The organism is Pseudomonas sp. FBCC-B1565, assembly GCF_059133265.1.
In genome coordinates this window covers 3,855,531-3,871,996 of the sequence record NZ_CP101438.1, presented here as the reverse complement: position 1 = coordinate 3,871,996, position 16,466 = coordinate 3,855,531, and the positions used below count along the sequence as shown (strand labels likewise).

Genomic DNA, 16,466 nt, shown 5'->3' with positions numbered 1-16,466 from the left:
TATGCTGGGGCAATCCGCGCCCGGCGCACTGCACTTGTAAGGAGCAACATGGATTTTTTGGCTGAATATGCGAGCTTTCTGGCGAAGACCGTCACCCTGGTGGTCGCTATTCTGGTGGTGTTGATCAGCTTCGCGGCGCTGCGCAGTAAAGGGCGTCGCAAATCCGCCGGCCAGTTGCAGGTCAGCAAGCTCAATGATTTCTACAAAGGCCTGCGTGAGCGCCTGGAGTCGACCCTGCTCGACAAGGACCAGCTCAAGGCCTTGCGCAAGTCCGAAGGCAAGGCCGAAAAGAAGAAGGGCAAGCAGAAAGCCGAGGCCAAGCCGCGGGTGTTCGTGCTGGACTTCGACGGTGACATCAAGGCTTCTGCCACCGAAAGCCTGCGCCATGAAATCACCGCATTGCTGAGCCTGGCTACCCCGAAAGACGAAGTGGTGCTGCGCCTGGAAAGCGGCGGCGGCATGGTCCACAGCTACGGCCTGGCCTCGTCGCAACTGGCGCGTATCCGCCAGGCGGGCGTGCCGTTGACCGTGTGCATCGACAAGGTCGCGGCGAGCGGCGGCTACATGATGGCGTGCATCGGCGAGAAGATCATCAGCGCGCCGTTTGCCATCCTCGGCTCCATTGGGGTGGTGGCGCAGTTGCCTAACGTCAACCGCCTGCTGAAAAAGCACGACATCGACTTCGAAGTGCTGACCGCCGGCGAGTACAAGCGCACGCTCACCGTGTTTGGCGAAAACACCGAGAAGGGCCGCGAGAAGTTCCAGGAAGACCTGGACATCACTCACCAGTTGTTCAAGAACTTCGTGTCGCGTTATCGCCCGCAGTTGGCAATCGATGACGTCGCCACCGGAGAAGTGTGGCTGGGTGTTGCAGCCCTCGACAAGCAACTGGTCGATGAGCTGCAAACCAGCGACGAATACCTGGCCACCAAGGCCAAGACCGCCGAGGTGTTCCACTTGCACTATGCCGAGCGCAAGAGCCTGCAGGAGCGCGTGGGCCTGGCGGCCAGCGGCTCGGTGGACCGGGTGCTGCTGACCTGGTGGAGCCGGTTGACCCAGCAGCGGTTCTGGTAAGGCTGATCAGCGGTGCGCAGGTTTTATTGAGGCCTGTTGCACCGCTGGAATGGGGTTCCTCATCAACATCCCCACCACCAACGCTCCAAGCAACCCCAACAATCCCGACACCCATAACACCCCGCTGAACCCACCCACAAACGCCTGCCGTGCCAGCGGCTGTATCACCGCCCGTGCCGATTCCGGCAACAAGCCCATCGCCGCCGGCATATCCCCGGCCACCACGCGTGAAGCAATCCCGTTCACCTGCGCCTGCCATTGCGCGCCGATGGTGGCGCTCAACAGCTGCTCGCTATGACTGCTCAACAACGCCCCATACACCCCAATCGCCAGCATGATCGCGCTGAAGCGCATGGTCGTGCTCATGCCCGACGCCATCCCCGCGCGGTCCCGTGGCACGCAGGCCATGATGTTTTTCTGCGTATCGCCATTGAGCAAGCCAGCACCCGCGCCCGTAACGGCAATCGCCAGGGCGAAGGGCAGGTAGCCGCCGGCGTTCACTGCCCAGGCACTCAAGAGGTTGCCGCTGCCCACCAGCGTCAACCCGGCGGCCATTATCGTCGCGGGTGCAAAGCGTGCGGCCAGGCGTGCGCCGATGCGCGGGCAAATCAGCATGGTCAGCGCAAACGGCAGCATGCCCAGGCCCGAGGCAATCGCGGAAAACCCCAGGCCGTTCTGCAGGTAAAACGGCAACAACGTCATCATCACCTGGGCACAGCCGGCATAGGCAAACATCCCCAGCAACGCTCCGATAAAGCGTGGGTGGCGGAACAGTTGCAGGTCGACCATGGGCCGCCGTTGCACCCGTTCGACGAGGACAAATACGCCCAGCAAGACCAAGCCGCCGATCAAGCGGGCGTAGGTCAACGGGTTGTCCCAGCCGATGCGATTGGCTTCGATAAGCCCCCAGATCAGGCACAGCAGGCTGGCGCTGAACGCCAGGCTACCCCAGGGATCGAGCCTTGCGGATTGGGTGTCGCGGGATTCCGGAATCGCGCGCAGGACCAGGCTCATCATCACCAGCCCTACCGGCAGGTTGAGGTAGAAGATCCAGCGCCAGCCCAGGTACTGGGTGATCAGGCCGCCCAGGGTTGGCGCGGCGGTCATCGCCACGCCCATGCACGCGCCCCAGAAGGCCCAGGCCTTGGCACGTTCCACTTCGTCGTGGAAGGTATGGCCGATGGAGGCGAGGGCGGATGTGAGCAACAGCGCCGCGCCCACGCCTTTGACGGCGCGGGCGATATCGAGGAACAGTGCAGTGGGCGCGGCCCCGCAACCCAATGACGCCAGGATGAAAATACTCAGCCCCCAGATCAGGGTTTTCTTGCGCCCGAACCGGTCGGCAATGCTCCCGGCCGGTAGCAATAACGCGGCAAATGCCAACATGTAGGCACTGACCACCCATTCGATATCGGCGAAGTTCGCCCCGAGGTCGCGGGCGATGCTCGGCAGGGTCACGGCGACGATATTGGTGTCGAGCACGATCAGCGAGCAGACGCCGGACGCGGTCAGCAGGATCAGGCGTGGGCTGACCCGGCTCATGGTTGAATTACCTCAAAGGCAATAGGTGAAGTGCAGTTGACGGACATCGCAAGGGCTCTCTACTGTTCTGGTTTGCCTCAGCATATCCGCGCTGCGCAGCGCCTTTATTAGCCAGGCCGACTCATTTCATTACCTTTGAGCTAATGCAGAAATGGAAATCCGTCATTTTCGCTATTTCCTGGCCGTCGCCCGTCAGCGCAACTTCACCCGCGCTGCCGAGCAGTTGGGGATCGCACCCCCCACTTTGAGCCGACAGATCCAGGACATGGAAACCAGCCTGGGCACGCGCCTGTTTGTCCGCCAGCAGCGCGAAGTCAGCCTGACCGAGGCCGGCGCCACGCTGCTGATCGAAGCGGAGGCGACGGTGCGTCAGTTCGAGTTTGCCCAGCGCAATGCCCAGCGTGCCGGGCGCGGTGAGATCGGCCATCTGGAGTTGGGCTACGTGGCTTCCGCTGTGTATTCCGGCGTGTTGCAGCGGCAGATGCAGGCGTTCTGCCAGGCGTTTCCCGATGTCAGCGTGAACGTGCGCGAATGCGCAATGGCCACACTGCCAGGCGCCGTTGCGGACGGGCGCTACGACATCGGCTACATCCGTTCGCCGATGACCTTGCCGGACGGTGTGGAAGCCGTGTGCCTGGACAGTGACGGTTTTGTGCTGGCGTTACCGCAGGATTCATGGCTGCTGGGTTTGAAGGTCATCCACTGCGAGCATCTGCAAAACGAGACCTTCATCCTGCCGGAACAGATCAGCGGCACGCTGCACGTGGCGGCCCAAGGTGGTTTTGCGCCGCGCCTGGGGCCGCAGCCGGGTGGGTTGGTGGCGGTTGTTGCGTTGGTGTCATTGGGGCAGGGCGTGGCGGTGGTGCCGACGTCGGTGGTGGGGCATGTGAGCTTGCCGGGGGTGGTGTACCGCGCGATCCAGGGCAATGAGGCGTCGTCCTGGTTGTCGTTGATTTACCGGCGCTTCGAGAAAGCGCCGGCAGTGGTGCGATACATCCACCAGGTCAGGGCTCAAGCACAACCTTGAGGGACTTGTCGCCGCGCTCCATCACTGCAAACGCTTCCTTGAAGTCCGCCAGGGCGAACTTGTGGGTGACCACGTCGCGCATGTCGATCTTGCGGTTGCCGATAAAGTCGATGGCGCGTGGGTACATATAGGGCCCCAGGTGCGAGCCGAGCACATCCAGTTCCTTGCGGTCGCCGATGATTGACCAGTCCACCGTGGCCTCGTCATTGAACACGCTGAACTCGACGAACCGCCCCAGCTTGCGCAGCATCGCCAGGCCCTGGTTCACCGCCTTGTGATGGCCGGTGGCTTCGATGTAGATGTCGCAGCCGTAGCCATCGGTGATGTCGCGGATCTTCGCCAGCACGTCGACTTCGGCCGGGTTCCACACCTCGTCGGCGCCCATGCGCAGGGCGAGGGCGGCGCGTTCCGGCTTCATGTCCAGCACGATGAGTTTCTTTGGGTTGCGCATGCGCACCGCACCAATGATGCCCAGGCCCAGCGTGCCGGCACCGGCGACCACTACCACGTCATCAAAGTCCACATTGGCGCGTTCGGCGGCGTGCAGCGAGCAGGCCAGGGGCTCGATCAGGATCGCTTCATCCGGGGCGATGGAATCCGGGACCTTATGGATGATGCCTTCCTTGGTGAAGATCATGTACTGGGCCATGGCGCCCTGCACGTTATTCTGGAAGCCGTACAGGTCGTGTTTCTGGCACATCCAGTACTGGCCGTGGTTGCAGAAGCGGCAGCCCCAGCACGGCACGATCTGCTCGGAAATGACCCGGTCGCCGATCTTCATACCGCGCTTTTCCGCGCCAGGCCCCAGGGCGACCACGCGGCACACGAATTCATGGCCGGGGATCATCGGCGGTTTCACATAGCGCGGTTGCTCGGCGTCGCCCCAGAACGACGGCGCGCCGCGATAGGTCTTGATGTCGCCCATGCAGATCCCGCACAACTCGACCTTGGTGAGGATTTCCTCGGGGCCGGGGGTGGGCACGTCGACGGTTTCCAGCCGATAGTCTTCCGGGCCATGGCAGACCACGGCCTGCATGGTTTTGGGGATGGCGGGATGCAGTTGTTCTTGCGGGCGTTCGGTGACAGTGGACATGGCAGGCCTCACAACAAAGATGAACGGATCGCTCCCATACGGGGAGCGATCAACCGGCGACGGCTTACTTGGCGCCGCTGACTTGCTTGTACAGCGCATCGGCGTTGGCGTTGGTCACCGGCACCCAGGGCAGGATGTAGTTCTTCGCGGTGCCGTCAGCCCACTTCACATCCTTGGCGTAGCGTTCCCAGATTACCGAGCGGGGCTTGTAGTCGCTGCCGGCCAAAGCGCGCAGGGCAACGTCCAGCGCACCCTGGGACTGGGCCTGGGCGTCCTGCAGGAAGGTGGTGACTTCGTCTTTCTTGGCGGCCTGGATGGCATCCGGCATGCCGTCGATGGAGGTGACCGGCACATCCTTGGAGGTCAGGCCGTGGGATTTCAGGGCTTGTACGGCGCCGAGGGCCATGTCGTCGTTCTGCGCGATGACGCCGTTGATGCCTTTGGGGTGGGCGTTCAGCCAGTCCTCGGTCAGTGCCATGGCCTGGGCGCGGTCCCAGTTGGCGGTCTTTTTCTCGATGATCTTGATGTCCGGGTGCTTGCCCAGCACTTCCAGCTCGCCTTTTTCCCGGTCGATCTGCGCCGACTGGCCGATCGGCCCCTGGATGATCACCACATTGCCCTTGCCATTGAGTTTGTCGACCATGGCCTGGGCCTGCAGGCGGCCGCCTTCCACATCGTCGTTACCCACGTAGGGGACGGCGGCATCGGCAACTTTCGTATTGGAGGCGATGACCACCACGTCGTTACTTATGGCTTGCTTCACGGTGCCGACGCCGGCCTTGGTGTCGATGGGTACGAAGAGGATGGCGTCGTAGTGTTGGGTCACCATGTTTTCGATCTGGTTGTTCTGGGTCAGCGCGTCGTAGTTGCCGTCGAATACGGTCAATTGCACGGTGCCGTCTTTAACGGCGGGGTGCTCCTTGAGTTCGCGTACCCAGTTCTGCATGAATTGGCCCTTGAGGCCGTAGACCGCGGCGCCGACCTTGTAGGTCTTGCCGTCGGCGGCCAGGGCGATGCTGCTGGCGAGGAGGGAGAGGGCCGCAACGGCGGCGAAGGTCGTAGCAAGTTTCATGATGAGCACCCCATTTATTGTTGTAGTCAGTCGTTCATTCATTGCCTTGTGCTGATCATGTGTTTATCAAATGAAATTCTGATCAGTCAAATGCTTTTACGAAAAACTGAGAAATAGGATGATTTATAGGTTTTTAGGCTGTTTGTGCCGGTTTGTGGCATGGGTTTTGATGTGTTTGTAGTGATAATAATTTCATTTAGTGATCAAATGATCGAATTGGTATGGAAGGTTTTACAGATCTTGTAATAGTTTTGGATTGTGGGAATTTTCCCTTTCAACTGTACGATTCAAGTCCTTTTGTCATTGCAGGATTTGCATGAACACCCTCTCGGAGCCTCCCAGTCGTCTTTCCCCAAGACATCCGCTGCCGCTGTTCCCGTTGAAGCACCCCGTATTCCGATTGCCAGCCCCGTACCGGTCCACTGACCGCGCCTTGCCGTGTCTGGCATTCTGAAAACCGATTGAAGAGGCTCTATAAATGGAATGGCTAGCGGATCCAACGGCCTGGCTCGGCCTGTTGACCTTGATTGTGCTGGAACTGGTGCTGGGCATCGACAACCTGGTGTTTATCGCGATCCTGGCGGACAAGCTGCCGCCGGAGCAGCGTGACCGTGCGCGCTTGATCGGCCTGTCCCTGGCGTTGCTGATGCGCCTGGGCCTGTTGGCGAGTATTTCCTGGTTGGTGACCCTCACCCAGCCGTTGTTCGAGGTGTTCGACAAGAGCTTCTCCGGTCGCGACCTGATCATGCTGTTTGGTGGTGTGTTCCTGTTGTTCAAGGCCACCATGGAATTGCACGAGCGCCTCGAAGGGCATGTGGCCCAGCGCACGGGCAATGTGGCCTATGCGATGTTCTGGCCCATCGTGGCGCAGATCGTGGTGCTCGACGCGGTGTTCTCCCTGGATGCGGTGATTACCGCCGTGGGCATGGTGGACGAACTGGCGGTGATGATGATCGCGGTGATCGTGTCCATCGGCCTGATGATCGTGGCGAGCAAGCCGCTGACGCGCTTCGTCAACGCGCACCCGACGGTGATCATGCTGTGCCTGGGCTTCCTGATGATGATCGGTTTCGCGCTGACCGCCGAAGGCCTGGGTTTCCATATTCCCAAGGGGTACCTGTACGCCGCCATCGGCTTCTCGATCCTGATCGAAGTGTTCAACCAGATCGCCCGTTCACGCCGCAAGAAGTCGGCGCAAGGCGTGTTGCCGGTGCGCGAGCGTACCGCCCATGCGGTGATGCGCCTGCTCGGCGGTCGCAGCCTGGCGGTGGAAGAGGTGGGTGAAGAGGTGGCTGACCTGCTCGGCGAGCCGGATGCCACTCAAGGCCCGCTGTTTGATCGACGTGAGCGCGTGATGATCAGTGGTGTGCTGCAACTGGCCGAGCGACCGATCCGCACGCTGATGACGCCACGGGCCAAGGTCGACTGCATCGATCTGGCGGATGATCCCGAGAGTATCCGCCTGAAACTGATGCATTCGTCCTACTCGCGACTGCCGTTGATCCGCAACGGCGCCGTCGACGAGCCGCTGGGCTTTGTGCACAAGAAGGAATTGCTCAAGGAATACCTGGCCGGCAACGAGCCGAACCTGGAGCACCTGGCACGTCGGGCGATCAATTTGCTCGAGAGTTTCTCGATCCTCAATGCGCTGGAGCAGATGCGTCAGGAATCCACCCACATTGCGTTCGTGATCAACGAATTCGGTGACTTTATGGGCGTGTTGAGCATGACCGACATTCTCGAGTCCATCGCCGGTGAGTTGCCGGATGCCAGCGAAATCGAAGGGCCTGACATCGTCGAGGAGGGTGATGGGTTCCGCGCCAATGGCGCTTTGAACCTCAGCCTGGTGCGCCAGCGTACCGGTTTCAACGCGGTCGCCACCGATGACTATCAGACCCTGGCCGGCCTGGTCATGAGCCTGCTCGATCGCCTGCCGGTGGTGGGTGACAGCCTGGAGCATGAGGGTTGGTGCTTGACCGTGGCGGCTGTGGAAGACCGCCGGGTGACGCAGGTCAGCCTGCTTCGGTGCGTGGGTTCCTGATGGGGGTGCAAGTGTTGCCACTCAGCTTCCTTTGAGGCCTGGAGTGGCGCCGCCGGGTGTTCTGCCGTCACGTCTGAGCGCGGCTTTTTGCTGCGCCGGCGTCTTTTTTCGGAAGGCATCGACGATGCCTTTCAAGTGTTTGGCGTTTGCAGTGCCAAATGCCGGGTGTGTTGGGCGCGATGGCCCTGCGGTCGTGTTGAACAAGCCGGCCAATGCACTCAGCTCCGAGAGGTCGGTTATCGGCCAGAACATCCCGGATGCACTTGCCACCGCCACTTTCATCGGGTGCGCGCCACCTGCTGAGTCACCGACATGGGCCTTGCAGAGCAGTTGAAGGTAGTCCGCCATGTGAGCCAGCGACAGGCCGTGGCGTTTTTCCGCCAGGAGCGTATACACGGGGATCGCCGCAGTCGGTTTTAAGTCGGGCTGGGTGATAGCGTCGTAGTAAGTGTAGGCCTCCATAGTGAGCTTGCGCAGGTTTGGGTTAGAGGGTGCGGATGCGTCGGGCTGCTGTGTGACAAAAAAATGCCCCTTTTTTGACCGCTTGATCAGTACGTGGTTGGCGTCGGGATCGATCAGCCACATCAGAATCCCCAGGAATTTGGTGTATTCGGAGCTTCTGGTGCTGATGTCCGATTTGAATTCAATCAGGAAGAACCGGTCTTCATGGGCGGTTAGCACGTCGCCCGCTGCACTTTCAGCCTTGCCGTCCAATTTCGCGAGGAGTGGCGGCGTTACCGCCATTTTTTCCACTGCCCGGTAGAGCTTTCCCTTGGTCTCATTGCAGGTATTTTGCTGTGTTGGGTCCGAGGGATTACACAGCAGTGATTGATTGTCCAAGAGGAACTGGGCAAGCGCGACTGAAATCAGTGCCTGCTGTTTTTCGCAGTGAAGGATCCACTGAATATCGCGAAACGCCAGAATCAACGTATCTTCCCAGGGCTGGTCGGCGTTCTCTGTTGCAGTTGCGGTGCTCATATCCATCCCCTCAGTTAACCGCTACGCCACTGAACTTGACCACGTTATCCTCGCCCTTGAGGCTGCGAAACCTGATCTTGAGTGCCGGGATGCTCTCCAGCTTCCCGCGCACGGGTTGGAACACCATCGTTACGCGGGTCGGCACATTGCGCACTAACGCAAAGGCGTTCCACTGGTCAGACTTTGACTGGCCAACAAGCAGTTGCTCGACATCCAGAGAACCGCCGGTTTTTTCAAACAGAGTACTTTGCTTTAGGTCGCGCATTTCGCGGTCGACATGGGTGTTGGTGAGTTCCAGCAGGCAGCTCGGTGCCTGGCCAATCTGCTCACACTCCAGCAGTTCGAAGCGTACACCGTCGACTAGCTCGATACGCTTGCCAAACAGGTTGGCGCCGTCATTTTCAGTCATCAACTTTTGTGATTGGGCAAATTCGAAAGTGGGTTTGGCGTACTCGCTACCCAGAATGAAAAAACCGCCGGCGAGCAGTACGGCCAGGATCACCGAAAGCGTGCCTTTTATCGCGTCCGGCAGGCGACGCGCCTGCCATCCAATAGACACTGCCGCGAGGAACAGGAATACGCTGATTACCAGTATCAAGTTTTTCCAGTTGAGAAAGCCAAAGCCGAACACGCTGGGGTCGGGAAACACATAGGTGATCAGCGCCCACATGGCGCCCAGCGTTGCGCTGATACCGGCCATTACTTTGGTGATTGCAGCATTGAGGCGTTTTTGTGGAAGCAGAGGAGTGTCCATACGCAGAAGAAAATCCATCGAGGCGGTAGAGGGGGTGCCGAACATTAACTCAATGAAGGCATTGAGCTATTATCCAGTAAGTGGCCCCCCGGTAAAGCCCTGGCCGCCCGGAAAGCTCACGATCAGGTCGAACACGAGCCAGATGCAGATGCTCGCGATATAGATCAGCAGGCATAAGGGCTTGAGTCGCTCGAAATCATGCTGGGCGAACTCAAGTTGCAAGGCGGATGAGGGGTGTTTCTTCAGGACTTAGGCTTCAATGGTCTTGAACATGGCTGACCCTGATGGCTGAGACTGCTTTGAGCCGCGTAGACGCTGGTCGTGTCGCGCAACCGCCAGGTTGATCAAGCAAACTCTGCGAGTGCCTGGAGCAGAGCCGACTCGGTAACCCCTTCAAGGGTCGACATCAACTGACCTTGTTGGTAGATAAGTAGCGTTGGAATACGCACGACCTTGGGGTGTCTGGGCGTATTCGCGCAGTCGAGGATCAATACCTTGATTTTTCCCTGGTGCGCTTTGGTGATTTCTACGAACCACGGCAGGGTCACATTGCATGCGTGACAGCCTTCGGAGGCGAACAGGGCAAACACGGTGAGCGGTGTATCCAGAGCTTGTTCAAAAGCTTCTTTGTTCTCGATAACCGCATTGAAATAGCTCATTGACGTTCTCCAGTCAGAAACCTAGCTCACGCTAAGTCCGGAGGCGTCAGTCGTCTACTGTCAACCTTCACAGGTCCCTGTCACGCTCCAAGCGTTCACGGGCTTTACGCGCCTGGCTCGCGCATTTCTTGTATTCCAGGTTATCCCTTGAGGCCTTTGCCTGGCGGTAGCCATGGTGGTTCTGGCTGGTGTAATTGGTGCTCAAGGCTTCGTTGAGCTTACGCAGCTCTGCCTTGCATTCGCGGCGGTCGTTACTGGCCAGAGCGTTGCCGGCCACCAGAAAGGACAGCAAAACCAGGGTGAGGCGAAACGTCATCAGGGTGGAGTCCTTGTTGGAATGAATGTGCCAAGGCTAGCCCAGCGTGGGGATTTTTCCACGCAACCGGCGCACTGCAACGGTGCGCGGTAACGCCGCTATGTCGCACGCCAGTGGGGCCTGTCACCGCTGTGTGGGGCCTTGCGTAGCAAAGTGATTTCAAGTGTTGGTTAGCACCTTGTCACGAATCATCTTTTATCTATTTGATCTAAAACAGATTTATTCATGTCGTGTTTTTCCGTTACCGCGTGTGGCACACTTTCTGCTGTCTATTCCGTTGTTACATACTAAGTTCCGGTATAGCGGAATACACAACCCCTGGAGTGCTTGTCATGCATCACCGACCTTCCGTGTTCAAAGCGTGTGTTTTTCTCTTCGCCGCATCGGCTTCCCTCGCAAGCGTAGTGCAGGCGGCGGACAGCAAGCTCGATGATGTGCTCAAGCGTGGGCACCTGATCGTGGGTACAGGCAGTACCAATGCGCCGTGGCACTTCCAGGGAGCGGATGGCAAGTTGCAGGGGTTTGATATCGACATCGGCCGCATCGTGGCCAAGGGTTTGTTCAACGACCCGAGCAAGGTCGAGTTCGTGGTGCAGTCCTCTGACGCGCGCATCCCCAACCTGCTCACCGACAAGGTCGACATGAGTTGCCAGTTCATCACCGTCACCGCCAGCCGCGCGCAGCAGGTGGCCTTCACCCTGCCGTACTACCGCGAAGGCGTGGGCCTGCTGCTGCCGAACAACAGCAAGTACAAGGAAATCGAAGACCTGCAGGCCGCCGGCGACAGCGTCACCGTGGCCGTGCTGCAAAACGTCTACGCCGAAGAACTGGTGCACCAGGCGCTGCCCAAGGCCAAGGTCGACCAGTACGACAGCGTCGACCTGATGTACCAGGCCGTGAATTCTGGTCGCGCCGATGCCGCCGCCACCGACCAGTCTTCGGTCAAATACCTGATGGTGCAGAACCCAGGCCGCTACCGCAGCCCGGCTTACGCCTGGAGCCCGCAAACCTATGCGTGCGCCGTCAAGCGTGGCGATCAGGACTGGCTGAACTTCGTCAACACCGCGCTGCATGAAGCCATGACCGGCGTGGAGTTCCCGACCTACAAGGCCTCGTTCAAGCAATGGTTCGGCGTGGACCTGCCGGAACCTGCGATCGGCTTCCCGGTTGAGTTCAAGTAAATCGAAAACCTGGGGCGTCGCTGACGGCGCCCCAATCAGGTACTGCTGACCATGAACTATCAGTTGAACTTTGCCGCCGTGTGGCGCGACTTCCCCAGCTTGCTGGCGGGGCTCGGCCTGGGCCTCGAGCTGGCGCTGCTGTCGATTGCGATTGGCTGCGTGATCGGCTTGATGATGGCATTTGCCATGCTGTCGAAACACAAGGCACTGCGCGTGCTGGCCTCGGTGTATGTGACGGTTATCCGCAATACGCCGATCCTGGTGTTGATCCTGTTGATCTACTTCGCCTTGCCCAGCCTGGGCATCCGCCTGGACAAGATCCCGTCGTTCATCATCACCTTGTCGTTGTACGCCGGGGCTTATCTGACCGAAGTGTTCCGCGCCGGGCTGCTGAATATTCCCAAGGGCTTGCGTGAAGCCGGGCTGGCCATCGGCCTGGGTGAGTGGCGTATCCGCGCCTACATCACCGTGCCGGTGATGCTGCGCAATGTGCTGCCCGCGCTGTCGAACAACTTCATTTCGCTGTTCAAGGACACCTCGCTCGCCGCCGCCATCGCGGTGCCGGAGCTGACCTATTACGCCCGCAAGATCAACGTCGAAAGCTACCGGGTGATCGAAACCTGGTTGGTCACGACCGCGCTCTACGTGGCCGCCTGTTACCTCATTGCCATGCTGCTCCGTTACCTGGAGCAGCGTCTGGCGATCCGTCGTTAAGGAAGGTTTCCATGTACGAATCCCCCAGCTGGTTGCATGAGTTGTGGATCGCCCGGGATACCCTCTGGGCGGGCTTTCAAGCCAGTGTTTATGTGTCCGCGCTGGCGATTATCTTCGGTACCCTGATCGGTATCGTCGCCGGGTTGATCCTGACCTACGGCAAATTCTGGATGCGGGCGCCGTTCCGGCTGTACGTCGACCTGATCCGCGGTACGCCGGTGTTTGTGCTGGTATTGGCGTGCTTCTACATGCTGCCGGCGCTCGGTTGGCAGATCACCGCGTTCCAGGCCGGTGCGGTCGGGTTGACGCTGTTCTGCGGCTCCCACGTTTCGGAGATCGTGCGCGGTGCGCTGCAGGCGATTCCCCGTGGGCAACTGGAAGCGGGCAAGGCCATCGGCCTGACGTTCTACCAGTCCCTGGGCTACGTGCTGTTGCCCCAGGCGTTGCGCCAGATCCTGCCGACCTGGGTCAATTCCTCCACGGAAATCGTCAAGGCCTCGACCTTGCTGTCGGTGATCGGCGTGGCCGAATTGCTGTTGAGCACCCAGCAAGTGATCGCACGCACCTTCATGACCCTGGAGTTCTACCTGTTCGCAGGCTTTATGTTCTTTGTCATCAACTACGCCATCGAGTTATTCGGGCGCTATATTGAAAAGCGGGTGGCCTTGCCATGAACCAACCTCAAACCAACCCACCGTTGCTGGACATCCGTGGCCTGCGCAAGCAGTACGGCCAGGTGGAAGTGCTCAAGGGCGTCGACCTGTCCATGCAGCGCGGCAACGTGGTGACCCTGATCGGCTCCAGCGGCTCGGGCAAGACCACCCTGTTGCGCTGCGTCAACCTGCTGGAAGAGTTCCAGGGCGGGCAGATCACCCTGGACGGCGAGTCCATCGGCTACCGCGACATCGATGGCAAGCGCGTGCGTCATCCCGAGCGCGTGATTGCCCAGCACCGTGCAATGACCGGCATGGCGTTCCAGCAATTCAACCTGTTCCCGCATTTGACCGCGTTGCAGAACGTGACCCTGGGCTTATTGAAAGTTAAGAAAATGCCTAAGGACGAGGCGGTAGCATTGGCGGAAAAATGGTTGGACCGTGTAGGACTTCTGGAGCGTCGTAATCACTTTCCCGGCCAGTTGTCCGGCGGCCAGCAACAGCGTGTGGCGATTGCCCGTGCGATTGCCATGAACCCCAGCCTGATGCTGTTTGACGAAGTCACTTCGGCCCTCGACCCGGAACTGGTGGGTGAAGTGCTCAGTGTGATCAAGGGCCTGGCGGAAGAGGGCATGACCATGTTGCTGGTCACCCACGAAATGCGCTTTGCCTATGAGGTATCGGACAAGATCGTATTTATGAACCAAGGGCGCATTGAAGAGCAGGGCACCTCGAAGGATATCTTCGAACGCCCGCAATCGCCGCGCCTGGCGGAATTTCTCAAGAACATTCGTTTTTAATCAGGAGCCTTTTTTATGAGCATTACTCGTTACGGTGCCGGCAGTACTGCCGGCGGTGGTCAGCCCCGTCCTTTCGCCCGCGCCGTGGAAGCGGATGGTTGGTTGTACGTCTCGGGCCAGGTGCCTGCGGTGGATGGCGAAATCATCACTGGCGGCATCATTGAGCAAACCCGGCAGACCATGCGCAACGTGGTGGCGATCCTCGAAGAGGCTGGCTACGAATTGAAAGATGTGGTGCGCGTGGGGGTATGGCTGGAGGACCCGCGGGACTTCTGGAGTTTCAATAAAGTCTTCGGCGAATACTTCACCCCGGAACATGCCCCGGCGCGGGCCTGTGTGCAGGCGAACATGATGGTCGACTGCAAGGTGGAGATCGATTGCGTGGCCTACAAGAAAAAGGGCTAAATGCCCCATTCTTGAAACCACGGAAAATCCAATGTGGGAGGGGGCTTGCCCCCGATGAAGGTGTGTCAGCACAAGCACAGGTCACTGGCTCGCCGCTATCGGGGGCAAGCCCCCTCCCACAAGGATCTGCGCAGATCACAGTATTTTTACAGGAATCGAAGGCTGCCATGACCGAAGACACCATCAAACGCCGCGCCAAAGGCCTGGACCGGGCATTCGATATCCTCGATTTTCTCAAGGAAATCGGCCAGCCCCTGCGCCCGAATGATATTGCCAGCGGCATCGGCAGCCCCAAATCCACCGTCTACGAATTGGTCGCGTCGCTGCTTGAGCGTCGTATTTTGGAAACGGTGGGCAAGGACGGTCACGTCTACCTCGGCCGCCAGCTGTACTTCCTGGGCCAGGCGCACCTGCGTCATTTCGACTTGACCCGCGAGGCCGATCACGCCTTGCAGGAGATCGTCAGCCAGACCCGCGAAACCGCGCAGATGTGCCTGCTCAACGGGCGCAAATACACGGTGGCGCTGATGCGCGAGGGCGAGCGGCATTTCCGCATTTCTTCGGATATCGGCGAAAACGCGCCAATCCCCTGGACTGCCTCCGGGCGCCTGTTGCTGGGGCACTTGAGCGACCAGCAGATCGTCGACCTGATCGACCACGACGACTTCATCCTGCCGGATGGCCAGCGCCTGCCGCTGGATACCTTCCTGTCGCAAATCCGTCAGGCCACCCTCGATGGCTTCTTTTCCTTCGACAGTGTGGCCGACACCTTTACCCATTGCTTTGCCGCCCCGGTGCGGGACGCGCAAGGCATCAGCATTGCGACTTTGTGCATCGTCGCCCCGCGCGCCGACGCGATCAAAAATTACAACGACTATCGCCGGGTGTTGATCGAAAGCGCCAACAACCTGGCTCGTCGCATCAACGAATAGGAGCATTTCATGTCTGCCATCAATGCCGTTGAAAAAGGCGCCGCCGCTGTCGGTGCCCATCTGGTCCGTGACGTCAGCCTGCCGGCCCTGGTGCTGCACCGTGACGCGCTGGAACACAACATCCGTTGGATGCAGGACTTCGTCAGCAAGAGCGGCGCGCAGCTCGCGCCCCATGGCAAGACCAGCATGATGCCGGCGCTGTTCCAGCGCCAGATCGCGGCGGGCGCCTGGGGCATCACTCTGGCCAACGCTGTGCAGACCCGCGCCGCGTATGCCGGTGGCGTGCGCCGCGTGTTGATGGCCAACCAACTGGTGGGCGCGCCGAACATGGCGTTGATCGCTGACCTGCTTGCCGACAAGGACTTCGACTTCCACTGCATGGTCGATCACCCGGACAACGTCGCTGACCTGGGCCTGTTCTTCGCCGCCCGTGGCCTGCGCCTGAATGTGATGATCGAGTACGGCGTGGTCGGCGGCCGTTGCGGTTGCCGCAGCGAGCAGGAAGTGCGCGAGCTGGCCAAGGCGATCAAGGCCCAGCCGGCCCTGGCTCTCACCGGTATCGAAGGCTATGAGGGCGTGATCCACGGCGAGCATGCCATCAGCGGTATCCGCGATTTCGCCGCGAGCCTGGTGCGCCTGGCGGTGGGTTTGCAGAACAACGGCTCTTTCGACCTGCCCAAGCCCATCATCACCGCGTCGGGCTCGGCCTGGTACGACCTGATCGCCGAGTCGTTCGAAGAACAGAACGCCGCCGGCCGCTTCCTCAGTGTGCTGCGTCCCGGCAGCTACGTGGCCCATGACCATGGCATCTACAAAGAAGCGCAATGCTGCGTGCTCGACCGCCGCAGCGACCTCGATGAAGGCCTGCACCCGGCCCTGGAAGTCTGGGCTCATGTGCAGTCGTTGCCCGAGCCGGGCTTTGCGGTGATCGCCCTGGGCAAGCGTGACGTGGCCTACGACGCCGGTCTGCCGGTGCCGCTCAAACGCTACAAGGCGGGTATTGTGCCGGCCGAGGGCGATGACGTGAGTGGCTGCAAGGTTACGGCGGTGATGGACCAGCATGCATTCATGACGGTGGCGCCGGGGGTTGAGTTGCGGATTGGCGACATCATCTCGTTCGGCACCTCGCACCCTTGCCTGACCTTCGACAAGTGGCAGGTCGGTTGCCTGGTGGATGAAAAATTGCAGGTGATCGAGTCCCTGCCTACCTGCTTCTAGACCGCGT

17 protein-coding genes and 1 pseudogene are annotated in these 16,466 nt (G+C 60.0%); 10 read left to right on the top strand and 8 right to left on the bottom strand.

Going from position 1 to position 16,466, the window contains the following annotated elements:
• The first annotated feature begins 48 nt into the window (after positions 1–48).
• Positions 49–1,074 (top strand): protease SohB, encoded by a 1,026-nt coding sequence (gene sohB / locus NL123_RS18105; RefSeq protein WP_010210988.1) that lies wholly within the window; start codon positions 49–51, stop codon positions 1,072–1,074.
• Positions 1,075–1,080: 6 nt separating this feature from the next.
• Here the strand turns inward: sohB and NL123_RS18100 are convergent, their stop codons facing one another.
• Positions 1,081–2,616, bottom strand: a complete 1,536-nt coding sequence (locus NL123_RS18100) for an MFS transporter (protein ID WP_494355972.1) — start codon at positions 2,614–2,616, stop codon at positions 1,081–1,083.
• Positions 2,617–2,767: 151 nt separating this feature from the next.
• Between NL123_RS18100 and NL123_RS18095 the strand changes: the two genes are divergently transcribed.
• Positions 2,768–3,643: a LysR family transcriptional regulator gene (locus NL123_RS18095; protein ID WP_494355971.1), complete on the top strand. Its 876-nt coding sequence runs from the start codon at positions 2,768–2,770 to the stop codon at positions 3,641–3,643.
• Here the strand turns inward: NL123_RS18095 and NL123_RS18090 are convergent.
• Positions 3,621–4,736, bottom strand: coding sequence for an MDR/zinc-dependent alcohol dehydrogenase-like family protein (locus NL123_RS18090; RefSeq protein WP_494355970.1), 1,116 nt, complete (start codon positions 4,734–4,736; stop codon positions 3,621–3,623). The genes NL123_RS18095 and NL123_RS18090 overlap by 23 nt on opposite strands.
• A 64-nt stretch (positions 4,737–4,800) precedes the next feature.
• Positions 4,801–5,808: a substrate-binding domain-containing protein gene (locus NL123_RS18085; protein ID WP_494355969.1), complete on the bottom strand. Its 1,008-nt coding sequence runs from the start codon at positions 5,806–5,808 to the stop codon at positions 4,801–4,803.
• Between the two features lie 478 nt (positions 5,809–6,286).
• On the opposite strand from NL123_RS18085, the gene NL123_RS18080 reads away from it, so the two are divergent.
• Complete coding sequence (locus tag NL123_RS18080) at positions 6,287–7,849, top strand: TerC family protein (protein WP_494355968.1); 1,563 nt, start codon at positions 6,287–6,289, stop codon at positions 7,847–7,849.
• Positions 7,850–7,870: 21 nt separating this feature from the next.
• Here NL123_RS18080 and NL123_RS18075 read toward each other — a convergent pair whose 3' ends face one another.
• From NL123_RS18075 to NL123_RS18055, 5 genes and pseudogenes are all read right to left on the bottom strand, one after another.
• A complete protein-coding gene (locus NL123_RS18075; protein WP_494355967.1) occupies positions 7,871–8,827 on the bottom strand; it encodes a hypothetical protein in 957 nt (318 codons plus the stop codon).
• A gap of 10 nt (positions 8,828–8,837) precedes the next feature.
• Positions 8,838–9,581: a hypothetical protein gene (locus tag NL123_RS18070; RefSeq protein WP_248488043.1), complete on the bottom strand. Its 744-nt coding sequence runs from the start codon at positions 9,579–9,581 to the stop codon at positions 8,838–8,840.
• A gap of 90 nt (positions 9,582–9,671) precedes the next feature.
• Positions 9,672–9,827: pseudogene (locus NL123_RS18065) on the bottom strand (GGDEF domain-containing protein); the annotation flags it as partial.
• A 98-nt stretch (positions 9,828–9,925) separates the two neighbouring features.
• A complete protein-coding gene (locus NL123_RS18060; RefSeq protein ID WP_248488044.1) occupies positions 9,926–10,240 on the bottom strand; it encodes a thioredoxin family protein in 315 nt (104 codons plus the stop codon).
• A gap of 67 nt (positions 10,241–10,307) precedes the next feature.
• Complete coding sequence (locus NL123_RS18055; RefSeq protein ID WP_248488045.1) at positions 10,308–10,556, bottom strand: hypothetical protein; 249 nt, start codon at positions 10,554–10,556, stop codon at positions 10,308–10,310.
• Positions 10,557–10,888: 332 nt separating this feature from the next.
• On the opposite strand from NL123_RS18055, the gene NL123_RS18050 reads away from it, so the two are divergent.
• The 7 genes from NL123_RS18050 to NL123_RS18020 all read left to right on the top strand — a co-directional run bounded on the left by NL123_RS18050 (position 10,889) and on the right by NL123_RS18020 (position 16,459).
• Entirely contained in the window at positions 10,889–11,737 is an 849-nt protein-coding gene (locus NL123_RS18050) for a transporter substrate-binding protein (protein WP_071493089.1), read from the top strand.
• A gap of 51 nt (positions 11,738–11,788) precedes the next feature.
• Positions 11,789–12,451 (top strand): amino acid ABC transporter permease, encoded by a 663-nt coding sequence (locus NL123_RS18045; protein ID WP_025857547.1) that lies wholly within the window; start codon positions 11,789–11,791, stop codon positions 12,449–12,451.
• An 11-nt stretch (positions 12,452–12,462) separates the two neighbouring features.
• On the top strand, positions 12,463–13,125 hold the full coding sequence (locus NL123_RS18040) for an amino acid ABC transporter permease (protein ID WP_016976586.1): 663 nt from the start codon (positions 12,463–12,465) through the stop codon (positions 13,123–13,125).
• Positions 13,122–13,904, top strand: a complete 783-nt coding sequence (locus NL123_RS18035) for an amino acid ABC transporter ATP-binding protein (protein WP_248488046.1) — start codon at positions 13,122–13,124, stop codon at positions 13,902–13,904. The genes NL123_RS18040 and NL123_RS18035 overlap by 4 nt, the downstream gene beginning before the upstream one ends.
• Positions 13,905–13,919: 15 nt before the next feature.
• A complete protein-coding gene (locus tag NL123_RS18030; RefSeq protein WP_010210958.1) occupies positions 13,920–14,309 on the top strand; it encodes a RidA family protein in 390 nt (129 codons plus the stop codon).
• Between the two features lie 167 nt (positions 14,310–14,476).
• Positions 14,477–15,241, top strand: coding sequence for an IclR family transcriptional regulator (locus tag NL123_RS18025; RefSeq protein ID WP_248488047.1), 765 nt, complete (start codon positions 14,477–14,479; stop codon positions 15,239–15,241).
• Between the two features lie 9 nt (positions 15,242–15,250).
• Positions 15,251–16,459 carry an amino acid deaminase gene (locus NL123_RS18020; protein WP_494355966.1) on the top strand — a complete coding sequence of 403 codons (1,209 nt, stop codon included), beginning with the start codon at positions 15,251–15,253 and terminating at the stop codon, positions 16,457–16,459.
• Positions 16,460–16,466: the final 7 nt, after the last annotated feature.

Bases quoted from the DNA above. Each gene is read 5' to 3' on its own strand.
- sohB (WP_010210988.1), top strand. From the start codon at position 49: ATGGATTTTTTGGCTGAATATGCGAGCTTTCTGGCGAAGACCGTCACC.
- NL123_RS18100 (WP_494355972.1), bottom strand. From the start codon at position 2,616: ATGAGCCGGGTCAGCCCACGCCTGATCCTGCTGACCGCGTCCGGCGTC.
- NL123_RS18095 (WP_494355971.1), top strand. From the start codon at position 2,768: ATGGAAATCCGTCATTTTCGCTATTTCCTGGCCGTCGCCCGTCAGCGC.
- NL123_RS18090 (WP_494355970.1), bottom strand. From the start codon at position 4,736: ATGTCCACTGTCACCGAACGCCCGCAAGAACAACTGCATCCCGCCATC.
- NL123_RS18085 (WP_494355969.1), bottom strand. From the start codon at position 5,808: ATGAAACTTGCTACGACCTTCGCCGCCGTTGCGGCCCTCTCCCTCCTC.
- NL123_RS18080 (WP_494355968.1), top strand. From the start codon at position 6,287: ATGGAATGGCTAGCGGATCCAACGGCCTGGCTCGGCCTGTTGACCTTG.
- NL123_RS18075 (WP_494355967.1), bottom strand. From the start codon at position 8,827: ATGAGCACCGCAACTGCAACAGAGAACGCCGACCAGCCCTGGGAAGAT.
- NL123_RS18070 (WP_248488043.1), bottom strand. From the start codon at position 9,581: ATGGACACTCCTCTGCTTCCACAAAAACGCCTCAATGCTGCAATCACC.
- NL123_RS18060 (WP_248488044.1), bottom strand. From the start codon at position 10,240: ATGAGCTATTTCAATGCGGTTATCGAGAACAAAGAAGCTTTTGAACAA.
- NL123_RS18055 (WP_248488045.1), bottom strand. From the start codon at position 10,556: ATGACGTTTCGCCTCACCCTGGTTTTGCTGTCCTTTCTGGTGGCCGGC.
- NL123_RS18050 (WP_071493089.1), top strand. From the start codon at position 10,889: ATGCATCACCGACCTTCCGTGTTCAAAGCGTGTGTTTTTCTCTTCGCC.
- NL123_RS18045 (WP_025857547.1), top strand. From the start codon at position 11,789: ATGAACTATCAGTTGAACTTTGCCGCCGTGTGGCGCGACTTCCCCAGC.
- NL123_RS18040 (WP_016976586.1), top strand. From the start codon at position 12,463: ATGTACGAATCCCCCAGCTGGTTGCATGAGTTGTGGATCGCCCGGGAT.
- NL123_RS18035 (WP_248488046.1), top strand. From the start codon at position 13,122: ATGAACCAACCTCAAACCAACCCACCGTTGCTGGACATCCGTGGCCTG.
- NL123_RS18030 (WP_010210958.1), top strand. From the start codon at position 13,920: ATGAGCATTACTCGTTACGGTGCCGGCAGTACTGCCGGCGGTGGTCAG.
- NL123_RS18025 (WP_248488047.1), top strand. From the start codon at position 14,477: ATGACCGAAGACACCATCAAACGCCGCGCCAAAGGCCTGGACCGGGCA.
- NL123_RS18020 (WP_494355966.1), top strand. From the start codon at position 15,251: ATGTCTGCCATCAATGCCGTTGAAAAAGGCGCCGCCGCTGTCGGTGCC.